This is a genomic window from Arthrobacter methylotrophus, from assembly GCF_039539965.1.
Classification (GTDB): Bacteria; Actinomycetota; Actinomycetes; order Actinomycetales; family Micrococcaceae; genus Arthrobacter; species Arthrobacter methylotrophus.
Genome location: NZ_BAABED010000001.1, coordinates 498191 through 518815, shown reverse-complemented (window position 1 = coordinate 518815; position 20625 = coordinate 498191). Strand labels below are relative to the sequence as shown.

Genomic DNA, 20625 nt, shown 5'->3' with positions numbered 1-20625 from the left:
GGTATCGCTGATCGGCATGGGTGTCGCCAATCCGTTTGAGTGTCGCCGGCGCCTACGCTCCGAGCAGCACCTGGGACACCGCCGCGCCTACGGAAGCCTTAATACGCGCGTGCAACGGACGCAAACCGGAGCGGTCCGTGCGCACCTCCACAATGCTGCGCCCCTTCAGCGGCGCGGAAAGCGCGGTGGCGAGCTCCGCCGTCGTACGCACTGAAGTGTGCCCGACTCCGTACGCCGCGGCCAGCGCGGAAATGTCCACGCTGTGCGGGGTGCCGAAGAGGCGCTCGACGGCGGTGCCGTAGCCGCCGTCGTCCTCCACCTTTCCGTGTTCGAGGAGTCCGAAGATCCCGCCGCCGGAGTCGTTGAGGACCACGATGCGCAGGTCAGGACCGGGCTCACCGTCCCCGAGGAGGAGGCCGCCCGCGTCGTGCAGGAAGGTGACGTCACCCAGCAAGAGGGTGGTCTCGCGAGCAGCCCCGAGGGCTATTCCCGTTGCCGTGGAGGTGGTCCCGTCGATCCCGGCGAGGCCGCGGTTCGCGAACACCGTGGCGAGGGGCTCGGGACCCGGCTGCCCTGCAAGGTCGACGTCGCGGATGCCGTTGGATGAGCCCAACACCAACTGCCCGCGGGCGTGTTTCCAAACTGTGGCTCCCACCGCGGGACCGTTGGCTGCCTGTTCCGCCTCGAGGACGCCGTCGAGAGCGTGTTGGGCCGCGGCCCCGGACAGCAGCCAGGCGTCGAGCCATTCAGCTGAGCCGCGACCCGCGAATCCGGCCAACTCGGTCAGTGAATCAAAGCGCTCCTCGCGACGCCGGCCGTGTTCGTACCAGGCCACCGGCACGGGCTCGTACATGGCCGCGGGAAGGTCTTCCCGGGCGAGCAAAGCGGCGACGGGACGGGACAGGGTCGGCCGTCCGAAGACCACCACCCGCTCGATCGGCAGCACGGAACCGGGCCCGAAGTTCTCCAGCATGAGACTGTACGGCCCGACGGCGTTCGGCCCGAAACGCGCGTTGGAGGAGGGCTCGGCCAGCAAAGGAAGTCCATGGGCGCGAGCGAACGCCTCGGCGACCGGACCGGCGTCGTGCCCTGCCAAAACAACCGTCCGCCGTTCAGCCAGTTCGGCCGGAGCGGGGGACATGCTCAGTGGCTGCGGACCGGAATCGTAGTGGAAAACGCCACGGCCCTGCGTGACGGGCAGGCTTTCGCCCGGTTCGGGAACCAACGGCTCGCGGAAAGCAAGGTTCAGCTGCACGGGACCGGGAGGGGTGTCCTCAAGAGCGCCGGTGGCTGCATAGATGGCAGTCTCGACGGCCCGTTTCGGATTGCTGCCAGCAGCGATGTCGACGGCGAAGCGAACGTGCTCGCCGAAAAGGTCCAGCTGGATGGTGGTCTGGTTGGCACCCGTGCCGTGAAGTTCGGCCGGGCGGTCAGCCGAGAGGACCAGGAGGGGGACGGCCGCGTGGTTGGCTTCCATGACAGCCGGCAAGAGATTCCCGACGGCGGTGCCAGAGGTGGTGAGGACGGCGGCCGGGGCGCCGGTGGACAGGGCAAGGCCAAGGGCCGTGAACCCGGCAGAGCGTTCATCGATCCGCACCAGGAGTCGGACGTTACCGGCGGCTTCTGCCTCCGCCAACGCGTACGCCATCGGTGCCGAGCGCGAACCGGGAGAGACCACCACGTGCCGCACACCGCCGTCGAGCAATGCCTTGACGGCGATCCGGGCAGCGGCGAGGGAGCTCAGGGAGCCTTGCGAAGTCACCGCACCAGTCTATTAGCGGCCGCCTCCCCCCGACGCTCGCTCACCTATCGCCCCCAAAACCAAAACGCTCGCTCACCTATGAAAAAATGGTGAGCGAGCGTTTCCCGAAAAGGGCTTAATGGTGAGCGAGCGTTTCCCGAAAAGCGCCTAAAGGTGAGGAAATATCGGGACGGCAAGGGTCGGGACGGGACCGGAAGGGTCGGGCGCGTCCTTGCGGAACACCTGGACCACAGCCGGCCGCGGCGCGCGGACCTGGCCGGCGGCCGGGGCGGCGCCGGCGCCTATATAATCCGGGAAGTACGAGTGCGGCGCGTCGAAGGAACCTTCCTCGCCCGGGTGCTGCACAGCGACGAAGACGGTCCGCTCGTCGTCGTGCACAATCGGTCCGCACGTCTCGGCGTCGCGCGGGACGGCAAGGAACTGCTCCACTTTGCCGCGTTCGCTGCCATCGAGGGTGACCTTGAACAGGCCGTCCGCGTAAGCGATGGACGACGGCGCGCCGTCCGTTGCGATCCACATGTTGCCTGCCGTATCGAAGGCCACGTTGTCCGGGCAGGAGATCGGCGAAACCTTGTCGGCCGGGAAGCCGGAGAAGTACGTGGAGGAGTTTTTGGCGGGATCCCCGCAAACCATCAGGAGCGTCCAGTTGAAGCGCGTGGACGTCTGGTCACCGGTTTCGGTGATCTCGACGATGTGGCCGTCGCGGTTCCGTGTGCGCGGGTTGACCTCTGTGGCGCCTTCCTTGCCCGGCTTGCCGCGGTCCGAGTTGTTGGTGCACACCACGTACACCTTGCCGGTCGCCAGATTCGGCTCGACGTCTTCGCACCGGTCCATCTTGGTGGGGCCAACTTTGTCCGCTGCGAGGCGGGTGTAGATCAGGACCTCAGGAACGGACATGTCCGGTACAGCGGAGGTGCCGTTGACCACCAGCGGAAGCCATTCGCCGGAACCGTCGAATGCGCCGTCGGACGGGAGCTTCCCGCTGCCGTCGATTTCGGCTGCGGGAGAGTCTCCCGTGAATTTGGCAACGTAGAGGTCGCCCTCGGAGAGGAGGTTCATGTTGTTCCGCCGGGCCGCGGCCGAGTCGCCGGCCATGTATTTGCCCTTGGAAACGAACTTGTAGAGGTAGTCGAAACGCTCGTCGTCGCCCATGTAGGCCACCACGCGGCCGGACTTCGCGACAATCACGTTGGCGCCTTCATGCTTGAAGCGGCCCATGGCGGAGTGCTTCCTGGGCGTGGACGAAGGATCGAACGGATCGACTTCCACAATCCAGCCAAAGCGGTTGGCCTCGTTGGCGTAGCCCGCGTTGTTGGTGTTGAAGCGCGGCTCGTCGAGCTCCCACTCACGGCCCGTGGGCTTGCTCGTCAGGCCGTAGCGCTTGTCCGCCGCCGATGTGCCGGGAGCGACGAAGTAGCCGTTGAAGTTTTCCTCGCCCGAGAGGATGGTGCCCCACGGCGTGGTGCCGCCGGAGCAGTTGCCCAGGGTGCCCTTGATCTTCCGGCCGGAGGGGTCGTCGATGGTCTTGACCAGATCCGTGCCCGCGGCGGGGCCGGTGAGCTCATAGCTGGTGTCGGTCAGGAACCGACGGTTGAGCGGCGCACCCTTGACATAGTTCCACGGCTTGTTCTTGTTCTGGCGCTCGAGTTCCACAACCGTGAGGCCATGTGCGGCACGAGCGATGCCCCGCGCCTCGGAAGCCGGCAAGGACTCCGGGAACATGATGTTCTCGTTGGTGTACTCGTGGTTGGTAAACAGCACGGCACGGCGGTCCTTGGAATCGGGGATCGGCAGGATGTCCGTGTAGTCGTTGTTGTATCCGAACTGCCGGGCCTGCGCTGCCGCCGTCTGGCCATGCAGCTCGAAGGCAGGCGAGTCGGCGAAGAGCGGATCGCCCCAGCGAATGATCGGCCGCCAGTCGAAGCCCTCCGGAACGGTAAACGCGTCAACGGTGTAGCCCACGGGCTTGATCGGCGTGAACTTGAGCTTGGCCTTGTCGAAACCGGTTTGGGCCGCGGGGGAAAGACCAGCGCCGCCCTCGGGAATGCTGCCTGGCTTGTATCCGAGCAAGCCTCCGCCGAAGGCGACGGCGAGTACACCGACGGCGCCAAAGCCGAGTGCGGAGCGGCGGGACACGGCCGCGGATGCGATGTCACGGAAATAGGCATTGGAGCTGGTGTTGCAAACATCGCCCGAACAGGCGTTGTCGCACTTCAACGCACATGTCACGGGGCTGCGTTTGCCCTTCGTGTGGCCGAGCATGGGAAGCAAGCCGAACTTGCGGGGTGATTCAGGCCGGGTTGATTCAGGCCGGGTTGATTCAAACATGGGACTACCTCCGGGGATTGAGTGATTCACCCACCCTTGCAGGGCCAACAGAATCCGAGAGGGCACTCTGATTAATTTTCGATGAACTCGCTATCGAGGAGGGAATACACGCGGCGGAGCCGGTCCAGCCACCAATCCCGACGTTCAGCGGGAGCCGCATACCGCTCCAGCAGCCCCTCGTCGGCGACGGCTTCGCGGACGCGGATGGCGCCGTCGTCGGGCACCAACGGATCCCGGGTGATGTCCGAGCCGAACAGCCGCACGGTCCCCAGCCCGCACGCGTACGGCAGTTCCGGCAGCGCGGCGGCGAGCGCCAGCCCCGCGCGGATCCCCACGGAGGTGTCCAGCGCCGAACTCACGACGGCGGGAAGTCCGGCTTGCGCGACGATGTCCAGCGCGCGCCGCACTCCCCCGAGCGGCGCCACCTTGACCACGATCAGGTCAGCCGCGCCGGCGCGGGCCACCTTGAGGGGATCGTCTTCCTTGCGCACGGATTCGTCGGCGGCGATGAGCACGGCCGTGCCCTGCTGCGCGAGCCGCCGGCGGACTTCGGCGAGTCCGTCGATCTGCGCCACGGGCTGTTCGGCGTATTCGAGCCCGACGGCGGACAGCCGCCCAAGTGCCTCGACCGCCTGCGGCACGTCCCAGCCGCCGTTCGCGTCCACGCGGATCGCGGCGTCCGGCAGGGCGTCCCGGACCGCGGTGACGCGTGCGACGTCGTCGGCGAGTTGCTGCCCGCGCTCGGCAACCTTGACCTTGACGGCGTCCACGCGGCCGAAGCGTTCCAGGACCTCGGGCACCCGGTCGGCAGGCACGGCGGGGACGGTTGCGTTGACGGGAATGGTGTCCCTCAGCTTTGGGGGAAAGCCGTGCCATGCGGCCTCGACGGCGGCAGCGAGCCAGCGGGAGGCTTCGGTATCGCCGTACTCGGGGAAGGGGCAGAACTCGCCCCACCCGGCCGGACCGCAGAAGAGGAGGGTCTCGCGCTCGGTGATGCCCCGGAACTTGACCCGCATCGGCAAGCTGACCACCTTGGCGGTGTCCAGGAGCTCGTCGAGGCTGGGGTTCCGTGGGGAGCGGGCGGACTCGTTGAGCATGATTTCACTTTAGCGTTGGCTGCTCGGCGTTCAGAACGTTCTATCAGATATCGCTCGCCGCCCCACATATCTGCAGGAGGGTCGGGAAGAACGCCCACATACCTGAAGGAGGGTCGGGAGAAACGCCCACATACCTGCAGGAGGGTTCACTTCCGAAGACGCGGAGAATACGCTGAAGCAAGCTACCCCCCTTCCCCCGCCCCTGGAGACCATTAATGACAGGTTGGAATGCCGAGAACCTTGCAGGATCGGCCGGCGCCGGCGCCGTGACATTACTGGCAGGGACATCGTTCTGCGTCTCGGCGGCCAACGGCGATATGGACCAACTGCGCCCGCATGGGATGTTCTTCCGGGACACGCGGTTCGTTTCGAATTGGGTGCTCGCGGTCAACGGCCACCCCATCGAAGCTCTTGGCTCCCCGGTCCCGGAGCCCTACCGTGCCGATTTCGTGGGCCGCGCGGCACGCACTGACGGGCTGGCAGACAGCCATCTGCTGATTGAACGCCGGCGGAGCCTGTTCGGCGGTGTGCGCGAAGACATCACCGTCAGGAACTTTTCCACCCAGACCAGTCACTGCACGGTCTCGCTCACGGTCAATGCAGACTTTGCCGATATCTTCGAGGTCAAGGAAGGGCGGGCACATCACAGAACCATCCATTTGGTGCGGGGCAGCGATGGCACGTTGGTGCTTGAGGCCGAGCGCCAAGGCCATCACGTCCTGGTCACCATTGACGCCCCGAATGCAGTGGTTGACCGTGACGTCCTCAGCTATGACATCACCATCGGACCCCAAGGCCATTGGTCCACGAGCGTGACCGCCACTCCAAGCATCGACGGGGTCGGACCGGACGCCGATGCCCAGATGTGGGGCAGCCAGCGTCCCTACGACGTGCCCGAGGAAAGATTGCAGGAGTGGCACGGAAAGGTTCCTCAAACCGAAGTAGCCAACCACGCCTTCGACGAAGCGTTGGCCCGGAGCAGGGCAGACCTCGGCTCCCTCAGGATCTTCGACCCGGACCATCCGGGACGGACGGTGGTGGCGGCAGGATCGCCGTGGTTCATGGCCCTTTTCGGCCGGGACTCTCTCCTGACCTCCTTCATGACCCTTCCCTTGGACCCCTCGCTGGCCCTGGGGACCTTGCAGACCCTCGCCGACCACCAGGGCAGGGCCGTCAACCCGCTGAGCGAAGAGGAACCAGGGCGGATCCTGCACGAGGTCCGTCTCGGCGCCAGTACGGGCCTGGCCCTTGGGGGCGGGAGCGCTTACTACGGTTCAGTGGACGCGACGCCGTTGTTCGTGACCCTCGCCGGGGAGCTGACCCGTTGGGGATTCCGTTCGGAAGTCACGCAATCCCTCCTGCCGGCCGTGAACCGCGCCTTGGACTGGATCCGCGACTATGGAGACGCCGACGGCGACGGCTTCGTGGAGTATTCCCGAGCCACGGACCAGGGATTGTTCAACCAAGGCTGGAAAGATTCCGCGGACGGCATCAACTTCGCCGATGGGACTTTGGCAGAGCCGCCGATTGCGTTGTGCGAAGTCCAGGGCTATGTCTACACGGCCTATCTCAGCAGGGCCCTCATAGCCGAACAAGACGGCGATACGAAGCTGGCTGCGGTCTGGGGTGCCCGGGCGGCCGAGCTCAAGCGAAAATTCAACGAGCAGTTCTGGCTCCCTGAACGCGGCTATTTCGCCATCGCCCTCGATCGCGACAAGCGGCCGGTAGATGCGTGCGCGTCCAATATGGGGCATTGCCTGTGGAGCGGAATCGTCGACGACGACAAGGCTTCGCTGGTCGCGGAGCGGCTGATGTCGGACACCATGTTCACCGGCTGGGGCGTTCGGACATTGGCGTCGGATATGGCGGCCTACAACCCGGCGAGCTACCACAACGGCTCGGTATGGCCGCACGACAATGCACTCATTGCCGGCGGATTGATGCGATACGGATTCGTTGAGGAATCCCAGCGCATCGTCACGGGGCTGTTGGATGCCGCCGAGGCATTCGGCGGGCGGCTGCCGGAATTGTTCTGCGGTCTGGACAGGAAAAGCTATGGGATGCCTGTTCCGTATCCCTCGTCGTGTTCACCGCAGGCGTGGGCCGCGGCCACGCCTGTTCATTTACTCCGTGTACTGCTTCGCTTCGATCCGTGCCTCACCCATGGAGGTCTTTGGCTGGCGCCCGTACTGCCGGACGGCTTCGGCGACATCAAGATGCGGAACATCCCGCTCGCCGGCTCCCGGATCTCCGTGGAGGTGGTCAATGGAGAAACACGGGTCACGGAGCTTCCCGAGAATATTGCGCTGCACCGTGAGGCCCGCAAACCGTTGTCCGATCTCTTGGATGTCTACCGTGCCGGCGCATCGCCGAGACGGGGGCAGTAGGTGCGCATCGGCCTAGTGGCCCCGCCGTGGATCCCGGTACCGCCGCCGGCATACGGGGGCACGGAGTCCATCATCGATATCCTGGCGCGCGGCTTGGCTGCAGCCGGCCATGAGGTGCTTCTGGCTGCGGCGTCCGGCAGCACATGTCCGGTGGCCAAAGTCCCCGGTCCACCGCTTGCTGATGGCTCGAGGATAGGAAACGGCACGGACGAACTCCGTCACAGCGTGTACGCCTTCGCGGCCATGGACGACGTCGATCTCATTCACGACAACACGTTGGCAGGGCCGTTGTACCGGCACCGTCCGCAAGGAATCCCCCTTGTCGCGACGGCGCATCTGCCTTTTTCAGCCGAGAACCATGACATTTACCAGGCGATGGCAACCGACACCGCAATCATCGCCATCTCGCAGCATCAAGCAGACTCGGCTCCCGGGATTAAGGTACGGAAGGTCATCCACCACGGGATCGACACGGAATCCGTCCCGCTCGGCGCCGGCGACGGCGGTTACGCCAGCTTCCTTGGCCGGATGCATCCCGGAAAAGGCCTGCCGGAAGCAATTGAAACCGCCCGTCTGGCCCACATACCGCTCAGGATTGCTGCCAAGATGTACAGTGCCGAGGAGCATGAGTACTACGCCGCCGTCATCGCACCGTTGCTGGGGCCCGACGTCGAATACCTCGGGGAGCTGAACGCGGCGGACAAGTTCGTCCTCCTGGGTGGGTCGGTGGCACTGCTGAATCCGATTCAGTGGGATGAACCTTTCGGGATGGCCATGATCGAGGCCCTCGCCACGGGCACGCCTGTGGTGGCAACTTTCCGCGGATCTGCCCCCGAGATCGTTTCCGTGGGCCTCACCGGTTATCTCGGCTCCAGTCCCTCTGAACTGGCTGAGGCTCTCATTGCCGCAGCCACACTGGACCGCAGCGATTGCCGCCACGCTGCGGAAGACTACTTCAGTGCCGAGAGGATGGTTGCCGAACACTTGGCCCTTTACGAGGAGCTGGTTGCCGAGCCGAAGTGATCCTCCCAGCCAGATATGGCACCCTGAAGGCAATGAGTTTTCCTAAGACAGGCCGACTGGCGGCCACACGCGGAACCGCAAGCAAGCGCTGCGCGGGCGCCGGAATGGGCCTGCCTTTTACGCTGGCGACCTTGGCCTGCGTGGCAGCATTCATTGCCACCTTCTACTTTTTCGTGCGCACCACGACCGGCCAGTACATCGACGAGTCCGCCTTGGTGGAAGCCGCGACCCTCAATGGCCCGGCTGAACGGGCCACCACCGATTTCCTCGATTGGCTGCCGGTCATCTCGATGGCGATCGCCGCCGTCGTGGTTTTGTTCGTGACGATAATGCGCCGGCGCTGGAAGGCTGCCGGCATTGCGCTGACTGCTTGTCTCGCGGCAAACCTGGCCACGCAGCTCCTCAAGGACTGGTTCCCGGACAGGCCGTTCCGCGGCGTCCAGACCATTGAACTGAACTCGCTTCCGTCCGGACACACCACGCTGGCGGCCTCTGCGGCGGCCGCGGTGTTCCTGGTGGTGTCGCCGCGCTGGCGGCCTCTGGCCGGGTTCCTCGGTGGCACTTTCGCGGTGGCGGCCGGGGTTTCCACGCTGATCAACCAGTGGCATCGGCCCGCCGACGTGGTCGCCGCGTTCCTCGTGGTGGGAGCGGTCATGCTTCCGGCTGGATGGTTGGTGCTGCGCACCGGAAACCGCTGGAACGTCTCGGATGGTCACGGTGAGCATTGGGCGTCGTCCCGCTTGTGGCTATTGTTGTCGGCCTTGGCGGGCGTCGCCGCTGCGGCGGTTGCGGTGTATTCGTTGATCAAGATCGCCCCGGGCTACGGCCAGGAAAGCAGCACCACCAACTACTTCTGGGCCGGGGTTTCCCTGATTGTCATCACCGGGTACCTGGCAACGGTCGCCGCGACCTGGCTTTTCAGCTTGAGCGCCCGACGGCGGTAGTCACCACGGGCGAGCCTGTCCCCTGCGCATCCGGGCTGGCGCTGCGCATCCGGGCTGGCGCCACGCATATCCGGGTGTCTTCGGCCCGTTTGCGTGTCGAGGGCGAACGTGGGTGTCCCACAGAAACCCGACGGCGAAGCGGCACCCCGGCGTCGAGTATTCATTCCAGGGAGGAGCCTAAGCAGCCGTGCGAGGAACCAATGCACGCAGCCGATGACGGGCCGGTTCCTCGACGTACCGGAACAAGAAATGGGTAGCCAAGGCAATGCCGGCGAGGCACCCCGCGGCAAGCAGGTTTGTCGCCAGCTGTCCGGCACCGTGCGCCCAATCCCTGTTCAGCCAGTAGAACAGGTAGATAAAGAACATGTGGACCAAGTAAAGGCTGTAGGAGCTGTGCCCGCCATACTGTAGCCAGCGCGCGGACAGCGCGGAGCGGAGCCAGCCGCGGGTCACGCTGAGGAGGGCGATCAACAACGGGAAGGCGAACACCGCCAGCCGTCCCGGGCCGGGCTTTCCGACGGTGGCGAGGAAGCCGACGACGGCGGCTCCGGTCAGCGCCGCGCCGGGTCCCGCCAAGGCAGGGTTGAACTTCATGCGTTCCGCGTTCCGTACGGCGATGGAAGCGAAGGCTCCGGCCGTGAAGCAGCAAGCGATTCGCAGGAGCCACTCATACGGCTGGTGATCGTTGGTAGCGAAGGGCAGGCCCGGACCCCAGGCGGCCGTCGGAAGCAGGACCAGGACAGACGCGGCCAAGGCAGCAAGAGGGTGCAGCCGACGCAGCCGGAACAGGAGCAGCGCGAGCAGCGGGAACGCCAGGTAGGCCAGCCATTCGGCGCTGACCGTCCACCCCGGACCGAACCAGCTGGCGCCATCGGTCTCAGGCTGGAACCAGAGATGGGCCATCAGCAATTGTTTGGCCAGCCCCCACGGGGACAGGTCCGGAGCCTGGGTCTGCAGGGACCATTTCAACACCGATTCCTGTTCGGTCCCGTACACAAACCAGAGTCCCAGCACGCCCACCACCAATGCGAAGGCGGGCCACATCCGGGCGAACCGGGCCCAGACAAAGTCCCCGGCCGCACGCCATCGGAACCGTGGGCCCAGCCGGTCAAGGTAGGTGTAGGTGATGATGAAGCCGCTGAGCACGAAGAACACGTCCACGCCAAGGTCGCCGTTGGCAATGACCGGACGGAACAGCTCAAAGACAGGAGCGAGGAAGGTCTGCTGCATGGCCTGCAGATGGAAGAACACCACCCACAGCGCAGCAACGAAACGCAGCGAAGTCAGCGTCGCGAGATCGGGCCGGGACGGATGTGATTCTGGCGTATCGCTGTTCGGCAGGCGACTTTCCGCTCGGGCACCACCGGGTCCGGCACCGGCCGGACCCGCTTTCCCAGGGGTCGGATTCCCGCTGGGGGCACGATACGGAGGCGAGATCACTGAGAACATCCAATCCACCATACTCGAGCCGCCTGACTGGAGTCTGGGAGCTGCACACCCAACTAGCTCGCAGTTAACGTCGTTTTCAGCGCTCAAAACGACACCTACTGCCAGTCAGTTGGGCCTAAGCCGGCGTCGCCTAGTAGTTCCGGCGGTGCTTGAGCTTGGGGAGTACGACGGCGAACACCGCCGCCGCAGCCACGCCTAGGACGCCTGTGGCCCAGACACCTGCGGCGAGGGATACTGCAGCGGTGAGGGCCGATAGCAGCACAGGCCCACCGGTGGCACCGGCGTCGGAGATGAAGCGCCACAAGCCAAGGAATTGCCCACGACCCTTGTCCGGCGAGAAGTCGGCGCCGAGCGTCATGATGAGTCCCGAGCTGATGCCGTTGCCGAAACCGATCAACAACGAGGCCAGGAGCAGCCCCACGAACTCGGCCGACATGGGTATGAGGAACAACGCGATACCCATGATGAGGGTGGACGGCACGGCGACCCACATGCGCCCCTTGCGGTCCATGAGCTTGCCGGCCGGATAGAAGACCAGCATGTCGATCGCTCCGGACAAACCGTAGATGAGCGAGGCGTGGGTTGCGTCCAGACCCAGGTGGTCGGCCCACAAAGGGATCACCACTTGGCGGGAGGCCCGGATGGCACTGAGCAGCAGAATCCCGGTCCCGATGGTCAGGAAGACGCCCCCGTGCGAAACCGCCACCCCGCGGAGGGTGGGCTCGGGACCCTTCCGTCCGCCGTCGACGTCGTCCGGTAACACAAGATCCGGAATGGTGAGGGACAACACCGCGGCAGCCGCCATGCCCACTACGCCAACCCAGTACGCGCCGCTGATGCCCGCAAACTGCATCACTCCCGCGCCGACGAACGGTCCGATGAACACGCCGATCCGGGTGACGCCGCCCAGCGTGGACAAGGCGCGCGCACGGTAGATGACCGGGACCGCTTCCGTGAGGTACTTCTGCCGGGCCAGGTTGAAGACACTCGTGGACATCCCGACCATTGTCATCGCCGCGGCGAGCAGCCAGATGCCGTTGTGGGCAAGGAGCGGCGCGAATCCGGCTGCCAGCAAGGCCAGGGCTCCGGCGGCGCCTGCGGCCACGATGGCCCACCGTTCGCCGAACTTGATGGTGATGAGCGAAGCGGGCAAGTTGAAAAACCAGGATCCCAGCCCGATCAAAGTGACCACCAGCGCGGAAACGGCGACCGAAGCGCCGAGGTCGCGGGCGGACAAGGCCGCCACGGGAAGCACCGCGCCCTCGCCGATACAGAACAGCAAGGCGGGCCCGAACGCGGGTAAGGCAATGCTGCGGAGGCTGAACGGCTGGTCGGTGCGGGTTGTTGTCATCCCCTTCATCCTAGGACGCCCCATTCTTTGCGACGCGCCAAATACCTACCGCACCCTGACTTCCGGCTGCGCGAGGCATCCAGCGCCGCGCGGGATACTTTGCGCGTCATAGGGCTCCGCGCGGACGACGCCGGGGCACACCTGCCGCTGCCAGCTTCCGTTCGAATACGCCGGGAGCCATGAGTTCTGCCCATACCCAACGGACGACGCCGGACCCGGTGGCACGGATTCGGTCCTCACGCAGCTTCTCATCGATGACGGCTTGAGCGGCAGTCCGTCCCTTGAGGAACTCCGGCTTCAGGTACTTATCGATGCCGTCGAACTCCCCCGCCACCCGCGCCCCCTTCCAATAGAAGTCCGAATAGCCCACGCGCCCTGCTTCGTCGCGAAATTCACATTGAAGAACCGGGGCTTCGAATCCTGCGACATGCATCAAAGCCCGGCTGTAGGATTCCCCCGCAGATCCGGACAGGGGATCTGCGAAATCGACCGCCGCTTGGATTCTCCGGATAGCCGCCGCCGTGTAGATTCCATCCGCTCCTGCCAGAAGCGTCTCTTTCGTGATGGCGGGAAATCGCCGTTTCCGGTCGGCTTTGAGCACGTGATCCAGGGGAACGATGGATTCAATGAACGGGGTGAAAGCGGCCAGGTCCAGCACGGTGCGCACCCTGTCAGTCACGAGCAGTCCCTCACAGCGATACACCTTGAGGCTAACGGGGTCCGCATAGTGCCGGGATATCCCGGCCCGAGAGCGGCCGCCGTCGTTCTGGAGAGTCAGGGCCTGCACCGGATGACGCACTCCGATGGTGGGGATCCCCCATACAGACGCCGCCGAGTGTCTGGCGAAAATGGTCCGCGCGCTAGAGGTTTCGGCCGCAGCGCTGACCCGGACACGGTATTGTTCCCACGGTTTCATTGCGGCCCATGCAGCGCCGTCAACGTACACCCCTTGGCGCACGCGGTGCAGGGCGCCCGTTTTGGCACTCCGAGCGAGTTCCTTGAGAGTCGTTCCGTGAAAAAGGTGATCTCTGCTGAGGATCAGGCGGGGCAAGTGGGTCATGCCTAAGAACCTGCCACGTGGGTTGCGGCCCACGACAGCACCGAATTCCTCCATGTGGACAACTCCAGGGAAATAATCCCGACGCGTCCTGTACTCGCCGACCCAGTGTTCTCCCTGCGACCCCGGAATTCCCTCTGCGTCAGGAATTCAGCGCAGCGCCTACTTGAGGAAGCTGGCGTTGAACGAGTTCAGGTCCACGTTGATGCCATTCAGGGTGTGTTCGAACTTCTGCTGGATCCCCACGCGCATGGTGCCGGCCGTGTTCCAACCGCCATACTGCGCGGGGGTCGGCGCCAGGTAATTCGCCGTCCATGTGGTGTAGTCGAGGTTGCTCGTGTCGGTGTCCCACAAGGGCACGTCCGAGAACGCGCTGCTGTTGTTCATCAATCCTGGCCACATTCCACTGCCGCTGTAGATCACTGGCCGTACGCCCAGGCTTCGCACGCCGTCCACCATGGCCCGCGTTACGACGGATCCGCCGGGCTCGACATCCAGGGCGAAGAACTGCAGCTGGGATACGTACGGGCCTGCGGCTTTGATGCCGCCCTCCCAGCACGAAGCGTCACGCGTGTAGACCGCGATCTTGAGTCCGGCGTCGAGCGCCATCTTCAACTGGGCCTGCGTCTGCTGCCACGGAGTGCACGTGCCCCAGGCTGTCGCGTGCATGACGTAGAGCCGGAAGCCTTCAGCGTAGGCCTGCCGGAACCAGTTGGGGTCGGTGATGGCCGCGGTGGTGTCGAGCACCTTCACGGATCCGCCCTGAATAGCTTGCGGTACGACGGCGGCTCGGGGCACGACGACGGCGGGCGCGGATACCGGGGCGGGCGTCGCCGGCGGGGTCACCTCAGCGGCAGGCGCGGCGTTCGCGAGCGGTTCCGGGGCGGCGTCGGGCGCTGTGTCGGTGGACGGGGCCGCCTTGGCGCCGGGGCCCGTCTTGGCGCCGGCAGAGGCGCTGGGCAGTCCGAAGAGGAGTAGTGCGGCGAGCACGAAGGCAAGGTTTTTCGGGATCAAATGAGTCTCCTGGGTGCCGGCCACGAGTTCAGAAACGGGCGCAACAGAATGTCATAAAAATGAGTGACGACTTATGCACCATGCCCGGGCCCAGTTCCCGGTCATGGCGAAGACGTCCCGCAAAACAGAAGACGTCCACGGGCAACTCTAGGGAACTCCGGGCGGAACCGACAATTTGCAATCTACGTACTAGTCGAGTATCCACCCACCCAACTAACTCGCAGTTGTTGTCGTTTTGAGCCCTCATAACGACAACAACTGCGAGCTAGTTGGGGGCGGCCACGAAAAGGACGCCGCTACACGTACCCGTCCACGATCGCAGCCGCGATCTCCTTGTAGGCGCGCCGCGTGTCGGGACGCAAGACGTCCAGGGTGACGAGGTCGCCGTCGGCCACTCCCCTGTCGTGTGGGACGGCGATCAACTGGCGGCAGATCCCGGAGAGATGTTCTTCGATGGCAGCCTTGTCCACGCGCGACGAAACTTCGTCCTTGTCCGTGATCACCACGATCGCGTTGCGGGCAAGCTCCTCATAGCCGTGGCTCGCAAGCCACTGGAGGGTGCTGCGGGCACGTTTGGCGCCACTCACGGCATAGCCGGCCGCGATAATCAGGTTGTCGGCCGATTGCAGGATGCCACTCATCGCGTTGTGTGTGACGCCGGTGCCGCAGTCGGTCAGTGCCACCGAGTAGTAGCCCGAGATCAGCTGGCGGATCCGCAGGTATTCTTCGGCCGTCAGTGAATCCGAGACTTCGGGGTCCTGCTCGCCGGCGATCAGGTGCAGCCTGCCGGCGTGGTGCATGTACCGGGCAAGTGCCGTGAGCGAATCGACGTTGTCAACGTTCTTGAGCAGGTCCGTGATGGTGCGCGGAGTGGCCTTCTGGTAGATGCCCTCGCCCAAAGCACGCTCCACGAGGTCTCCGGAATCGGGGTTGGCGTCGATGGCGCAGGGCGGGTCGCCCCGGAACTCGGCAAGGGTGAGGCCCACGCCCACCGTGGTGGAGGTCTTGCCGATGCCGCCCTTGAGACTCAGGACGGCCGTGTTGTAGCTGCCTTGGAGTTGCCGCGAAATCCGCCGTGCCAGCTCGTCCTCCTCGCGTTGCTTGGCGCTTGGTCCGAGGTTCCACGCGCCGCCGGTCAGCTTGTAGAGCATGCCGCGGAAGCCACCGACCGGACGCGGTTTCTGCTCTTTCACGAAGGAACCCGGGGACGAGATGAAGTCGGAAACCGGTGCGTTGGCGGCGGCAGCGCGGCCGGCCCGTGCCGCAGTTGGGGGAACAGCAGCCGATGCCTCCCCCTCGAGGGACGCGTCTGCCGCTGCTGCTGCCTCGGCCCAGGATCTGCTTTGGAGAGGTGCTGGGGTGGCTGCGGGTGCGTCGGAATCGTTCGGCGTAATAATCGGCATAGTTCCTGTCCAGGCGTCGTCGCCCTCTGCCCGGCGGCGATCGCGGCGTCGGCGATGTTCGGGCTGCCCTCCGTCAGATGCGGCGGCGCTAGCTTCATTGTCCACAGAATCCGGCATGGTCTTCCCCTAGGATTCGCAGCGTTGCGCGCCGCGGCTCTCGTTTGGTTTGCTTCAACCAGCAATTCTAGGTGGAGAGCCTCACAAACCTGACACACCGGGCCGGTTTGCCCCGACGAAGGTACATTCTGCTGGATCGTCCAGACTGGCCCGCTCCGCCCGCTCCGCCTGCTCCGAAAGACCTAGGACTTCCTCAAGCGCCTCGGAGATGATCCGGCGGAATGTGCGAGCAACGGATCCAGCGCTGGGTTCGAGCTATTCTTCGGACGGGCTCAGCTCCGTTCCAGACCCCTCTGCCATCGACGCCGCCGCAGCAGTAATGCGGTTGGCCATCCCTTTGAAGATGACGCCGTGGAAGGGCAGGACCGCCAGCCAGTACAGCCGTCCGCCCAAACCCTTGGGGAAGAAGACCGCCCTCTGTCGGTAAAGAGCCCCACCTTCGGCTTCGTCGGCCCGCATTTCCAGCCATGCGCGTCCGGGGACTTTCATTTCGGCCCGGAGGCGCAGGAGGGAACCCCGATCGATCTGCTCCACACGCCAGAAGTCCAGTGCGTCTCCGGTATTCAGCCGCGTCGGATTGAGCCGTCCGCGGCGGAGCCCCACGCCTCCCGCGATCTTGTCCAGCCAGCCACGCACGGACCAGGCAAGGGGAAACGAATACCATCCGTTGTCTCCGCCGATCCCTTCAATCACTTGCCAGAGTTGTTGCCGGGTGGCGGTTGTCAACTGCTCCTGGTTGTCCTGATACACCAGGTGCCCGGCCCACTGCGGGTCGCTGGGGAGCGGGTCACTCGGTGCACCGCGAACCGAGGAGTTCTGCCAACTTGTTTCCACTTCACCGGCGCCCTCCCGAGCCAACGCGAGGCGAAGCGATTGCCGATATCCAAGCAGTCCGGCTTCGGGCGGGTCGATAAAGTGGTGGATGTCCGGCTCCCCCACCACGCAGTTCTGCTGCAGGGAACCGATGAGCGGCACGGCCAGCGACCGTGGTATGGGGGTGACGAGGTTGACCCATTGGGACGCCAGCCAGGGAGTCAGGACGGGCAGGGCGATGACCGGCCGGTATCGCAGGCCTGCTTCCGCGGCGTAGCCGTTCATCATCTCGTCGTAACGGAGGACGTCCGGCCCGCCGATGTCGAAGGCGCGGTTGAGCGAAGCCGGGAGGCCGGCAGCCGCCACGAGGTAGTAGAGGACGTCGCGGATGGCTATGGGTTGCACCTTGTTCCGCACCCATCGCGGAGCCACCATGATGGGCAGGACTTCGGTGAGTTGCCGGATCATTTCGAAGGAGGCCGAGCCGGAGCCGATCACGACGCCGGCCTGAAGCACCACCGCGGGCACCGCCAAGTTGAGGAAAATATCGCCCACTTCCTTGCGGGAGCGCAGGTGCTTGCTGAGTTGAGCCCCTTCGGGGTGCAGCCCGCCCAAGTAAATGATCCGTCCCGCGCCGGCGTCTGCTGCTGCACGCCCAACATTGCCGGCGCAAAGCCTTTCGGTCTCGGCAAAGGATCGCCGTTGGCCCGAAGGACCCATGGAGTGGACCAGGTAGTAGATGACGTCTGCGCCGACGAAGGCCGAGCGAAGGGAGTCCGCGTCTTCAAGATCGCCGGTCACCACCTCCACCCGCGATGCCCAGGGGACGTCGGTGAGTTTATTCGCGTGGCGTACCAGGACGCGGACATCGTAGCCGGCTTCGAGCAAGCGCGGCACCAGCCGTCCTCCGATATACCCGGTGGATCCCAGTACCACTGCTAGTGGCTTCATGGCGGACCTTTCCGGGGGTGCAAAGGCGGCACCACCCAGAGCCAGCGTAGCCAGCATTCCCACCGGCAGGAACCTTGCCAGCTATCGTGCCTCCAGAGAGCACGACGACGTCCGGCGGGTCGCGAGCGCGGGTCGCCCTACGGCCTGCTGCGAGTCGCCCGAGCAGCTCGCCCGCGCAACTCGCCCGCGCAACTCGCCCGCGCAACTCGCCCGCGCAACTCGCCCGCGGCACATTCTGCTGGATCATCCAGACCGGCCCGTGGCTCGACTCAGGAAAACCATGGGTCCTCCTCCCCCACCGGGGCGATGATCCAGCAGAATGTTCGAAAATCGTCAGAGGGATCCAGCTCGTTTGCGGCGGTCGTCCTTGCCGCGGAGGTCGCGGTTCAGGCGGCGGTCTCCGTGGTAGAGCAGGGATTCCCAGTCGGTCTGCTCCGCGGTTTTCGGAATGATGACCGGTGCTTGTGGTTTGGGTTCCTTGGGGCCGACGTACAGCCAGTTCAAGACGCCGAGGTACATGTCCACCCCGGAGTTTGCCACGCCGATGTAGGCTCGGATCGCTCCGGCGGCCATGACGGCGTTGAAGGCGGCGAACGCGGCGTTGCCCCAATTCCCCACTTCCCAGTTGCGCCAAACGGTCAACAGGGAGAAGGCCACCACGAGGTATGGAGCCAGGACGTAGAGGGCCGGGGCCGCTGTACGGTCCTTGACCTTCGGGGTACGGACGAAGGGAATCTTGTCTCCGGTCAGGGCCTGCTGGAGGGACTTCAAGACGCCCGCCAGGTTGACCGGCAGGAGGACCAGGTTGAAGCCGTAGATCCGGAAAATGTCGCTGAACCGGTGGCCGCAGTCCCACAGATCGCTGCCCATGGCCAGGAAGTAGGGCAAGGCAGCGAGGAAGACCAATGGACTGAGGAGTCGGCTGTCGTAGGGGTAGGCGAGCAGGAACAGCAGCCCGAAGCTGGCCCAGGTGATCGAGGCCATGTAGTTGACCCGAAGCAGGATTTCGCGGAGGGGGACCGGCCGGTCCTGGCTGCGGCGGTGACGGATCTGTTCCCAGAGCTTGGGCAGGATCAGCAGGCCGCCGTTGGCCCAGCGCCGCCTTTGCACCACGAGTGATCCGAAGTCCGGCGGGGTGGCACTGTAGCTGAGCCGTTCCGGGTAGTTGACCAGGGTCCAGCCGTGCTTGCCGAGGTCCACGCTGGATTCGGTGTCTTCGATGACGGTGCGGTCTTGGATGTAGGTTCTGATTTCGAAGCCGCCGGCAGTGGATATCTCGACGATATCTTCGAGGGCGCGCTTGCGGATCACGGCGTTGGCTCCGACCCAGAACGTGGCACCGTAGCGGGTCATGCCTTGGTGCTGGATGTGCTGGATATCGGTGGTTGCGCCGGCGATGCGTTCGATCCGGGTCGGGGCGCCTCGGAAGGAGGAATACGGGGTCTGGGTAACGGCCACGCGTTCGTTGCCAGGGGATTCGAGGAGATGGACCAGCCGGAGGCAGTAGTCGCGAAGCAAGAGCGAGTCGGCATCCAGGGTCAGGACGTAGGTGCTGTCAGGGATGATGAGCTCGGTGCTGTCAGACGTGCGCGCCATCGCGGAATCAGCCGCCGACCCAACCATGCCGGCGGGCCGCAAAACGGTGCCGTCCGCTGTTTGTTCCCGGTGCCAGCGCCCTCCCATGAGCGAGAGGTAGGCGTTCAGGTTCATGGCTTTGTTGGCTTCGTGGGAAAGGCTCGCGAACCGCTTCCGCTCGAACGTGGATACGCGGGCGTTGAAGATCCAGGTAAGCCGAGCGTACAGCTGAGCGATACGTTCCGGGCTGGGCGAGGTCTGCTGTGCGTGAGCGGCAGTCAGTGCAAGAATCACGAGGCGCAGTTCCCGGGCCAGGCCCATGAGGACCAGATCGACGAAGAACTCATCGACGTGGTCTTCCACTCTCTCCGTCTCGGCCATCGCTTCGAGCCACCCGGCCGCGTACTCGTATTCCGCGATCAACCGTTCCACTTCCGCGCCCGCGGCCAAGGTGCCCGCGGCCGAGGTGCCCGCGGCCAAGGTGCCCGCCTCCGGGGAAAGCGTACGACGACGGCGGTAACTCTCGTACGCGGCGTTGACCCTGGCCGCTGGTTCGGAGAGCGTCTCGGTGATCTGCCCGGCGAGCGCGCGGGTTGCCTCGAGGCGCCGGAGTACGTCCGGATCCTTCGGGAAGGGTGGGTCGTCCAGAAGCAGTACGACGCTGAGGTCCGGGAATTCCTGCAGAACCGCGGACCACATGGTGCCACGGACCACTCCGGGTTCCTCCGCATAGGAAGGAATCAACACTGTGACGCCTTCGGAGTAGTCGAAGAAGTGCCGGTCCAGTTCCCCGCGTGGAACCCGGCGGTGGTCGCGGAAGCGGGTCAGGGCACCCTGCCGGGCGGTCAAATACATCAGGGCGGAGAAGGTCAGGAAGGACACCACCACCAGATAGGAGACGGATTCGACGCCGAATCTGAAGCCCGCACCAGGGTTGTCCACCAATTGTTTGAGCACGGTGGTGATGACGTAGCCGATCCAGGCAAGGACGGTAGTCAGGATGCCGATACGGCCGAGGACTATCTTCCGCCGTGATGGTGCCGGGTGGACGATCGAGAGCGGTTCGGAGCGTTTTTCCGAACCCCATTGCCGTTTGCGGGCCTTTGTGGCCTGCCCGTCCGCCGTCTCCATTGCGTCCGCGTGAAGTAACACCATCTGTTCAGCCATGAATCCCCGTCCGCTGTCCGTGGGCCCCCAGCGGGCACGCGGCACAATGCAGGGCGTAATGTGACGGCCTGCACTTCAGTGCGCCCTTATGATAGGCGAACGATGTGGGTTTCCGACAGGACTCGTCGAAATGCTACGCAAGCTTTGCGGGCTTCAACGGGGCGGGGCACTTCCCCGGACATCCGCG

Annotated in this window: 13 protein-coding genes; 3 read left to right on the top strand and 10 right to left on the bottom strand. The window is 64.9% G+C overall.

Annotated features, from left to right (window positions below):
- Positions 1 to 52 precede the first annotated feature (52 nt).
- The 3 genes from menD to ABD884_RS02600 all read right to left on the bottom strand — a co-directional run bounded on the left by menD (position 53) and on the right by ABD884_RS02600 (position 5187).
- Complete coding sequence (menD, locus tag ABD884_RS02610) at positions 53 to 1762, bottom strand: 2-succinyl-5-enolpyruvyl-6-hydroxy-3-cyclohexene-1-carboxylic-acid synthase (protein ID WP_345035602.1); 1710 nt, start codon at positions 1760 to 1762, stop codon at positions 53 to 55.
- A gap of 147 nt (positions 1763 to 1909) precedes the next feature.
- Entirely contained in the window at positions 1910 to 4090 is a 2181-nt protein-coding gene (locus ABD884_RS02605) for a PhoX family protein (RefSeq protein ID WP_345035592.1), read from the bottom strand.
- A gap of 71 nt (positions 4091 to 4161) precedes the next feature.
- Entirely contained in the window at positions 4162 to 5187 is a 1026-nt protein-coding gene (locus ABD884_RS02600) for an o-succinylbenzoate synthase (protein ID WP_345035588.1), read from the bottom strand.
- Between the two features lie 215 nt (positions 5188 to 5402).
- Here ABD884_RS02600 and ABD884_RS02595 point away from each other — a divergent pair, with 215 nt between their 5' ends.
- The 3 genes from ABD884_RS02595 (at position 5403) to ABD884_RS02585 (ending at position 9541) form a co-directional block, all read left to right on the top strand.
- Positions 5403 to 7574 carry an amylo-alpha-1,6-glucosidase gene (locus ABD884_RS02595; protein WP_345035585.1) on the top strand — a complete coding sequence of 724 codons (2172 nt, stop codon included), beginning with the start codon at positions 5403 to 5405 and terminating at the stop codon, positions 7572 to 7574.
- Positions 7575 to 8597: a glycosyltransferase gene (locus ABD884_RS02590; RefSeq protein ID WP_345035581.1), complete on the top strand. Its 1023-nt coding sequence runs from the start codon at positions 7575 to 7577 to the stop codon at positions 8595 to 8597.
- A gap of 104 nt (positions 8598 to 8701) precedes the next feature.
- Complete coding sequence (locus ABD884_RS02585; RefSeq protein WP_345054450.1) at positions 8702 to 9541, top strand: phosphatase PAP2 family protein; 840 nt, start codon at positions 8702 to 8704, stop codon at positions 9539 to 9541.
- 177 nt (positions 9542 to 9718) lie between these two features.
- On the opposite strand, the gene ABD884_RS02580 is transcribed toward ABD884_RS02585, so the two are convergent.
- The 7 genes from ABD884_RS02580 to ABD884_RS02550 form a co-directional block, all read right to left on the bottom strand.
- On the bottom strand, positions 9719 to 10990 hold the full coding sequence (locus ABD884_RS02580) for an acyltransferase family protein (protein WP_345035577.1): 1272 nt from the start codon (positions 10988 to 10990) through the stop codon (positions 9719 to 9721).
- Positions 10991 to 11120: 130 nt separating this feature from the next.
- Complete coding sequence (locus ABD884_RS02575) at positions 11121 to 12341, bottom strand: MFS transporter (protein ID WP_345035574.1); 1221 nt, start codon at positions 12339 to 12341, stop codon at positions 11121 to 11123.
- A 106-nt stretch (positions 12342 to 12447) separates the two neighbouring features.
- Entirely contained in the window at positions 12448 to 13455 is a 1008-nt protein-coding gene (locus tag ABD884_RS02570; RefSeq protein ID WP_345035570.1) for a hypothetical protein, read from the bottom strand.
- Positions 13456 to 13560: 105 nt separating this feature from the next.
- Entirely contained in the window at positions 13561 to 14412 is an 852-nt protein-coding gene (locus tag ABD884_RS02565) for a glycoside hydrolase family 25 domain-containing protein (protein ID WP_345035567.1), read from the bottom strand.
- A gap of 296 nt (positions 14413 to 14708) precedes the next feature.
- Positions 14709 to 15932, bottom strand: coding sequence for a MinD/ParA family ATP-binding protein (locus ABD884_RS02560; RefSeq protein ID WP_345035563.1), 1224 nt, complete (start codon positions 15930 to 15932; stop codon positions 14709 to 14711).
- 255 nt (positions 15933 to 16187) lie between these two features.
- Positions 16188 to 17696 carry an SDR family oxidoreductase gene (locus ABD884_RS02555; RefSeq protein ID WP_345035555.1) on the bottom strand — a complete coding sequence of 503 codons (1509 nt, stop codon included), beginning with the start codon at positions 17694 to 17696 and terminating at the stop codon, positions 16188 to 16190.
- 333 nt (positions 17697 to 18029) lie between these two features.
- Entirely contained in the window at positions 18030 to 20438 is a 2409-nt protein-coding gene (locus ABD884_RS02550; RefSeq protein WP_376954568.1) for a glycosyltransferase family 2 protein, read from the bottom strand.
- Between the last annotated feature and the right edge of the window lie 187 nt (positions 20439 to 20625).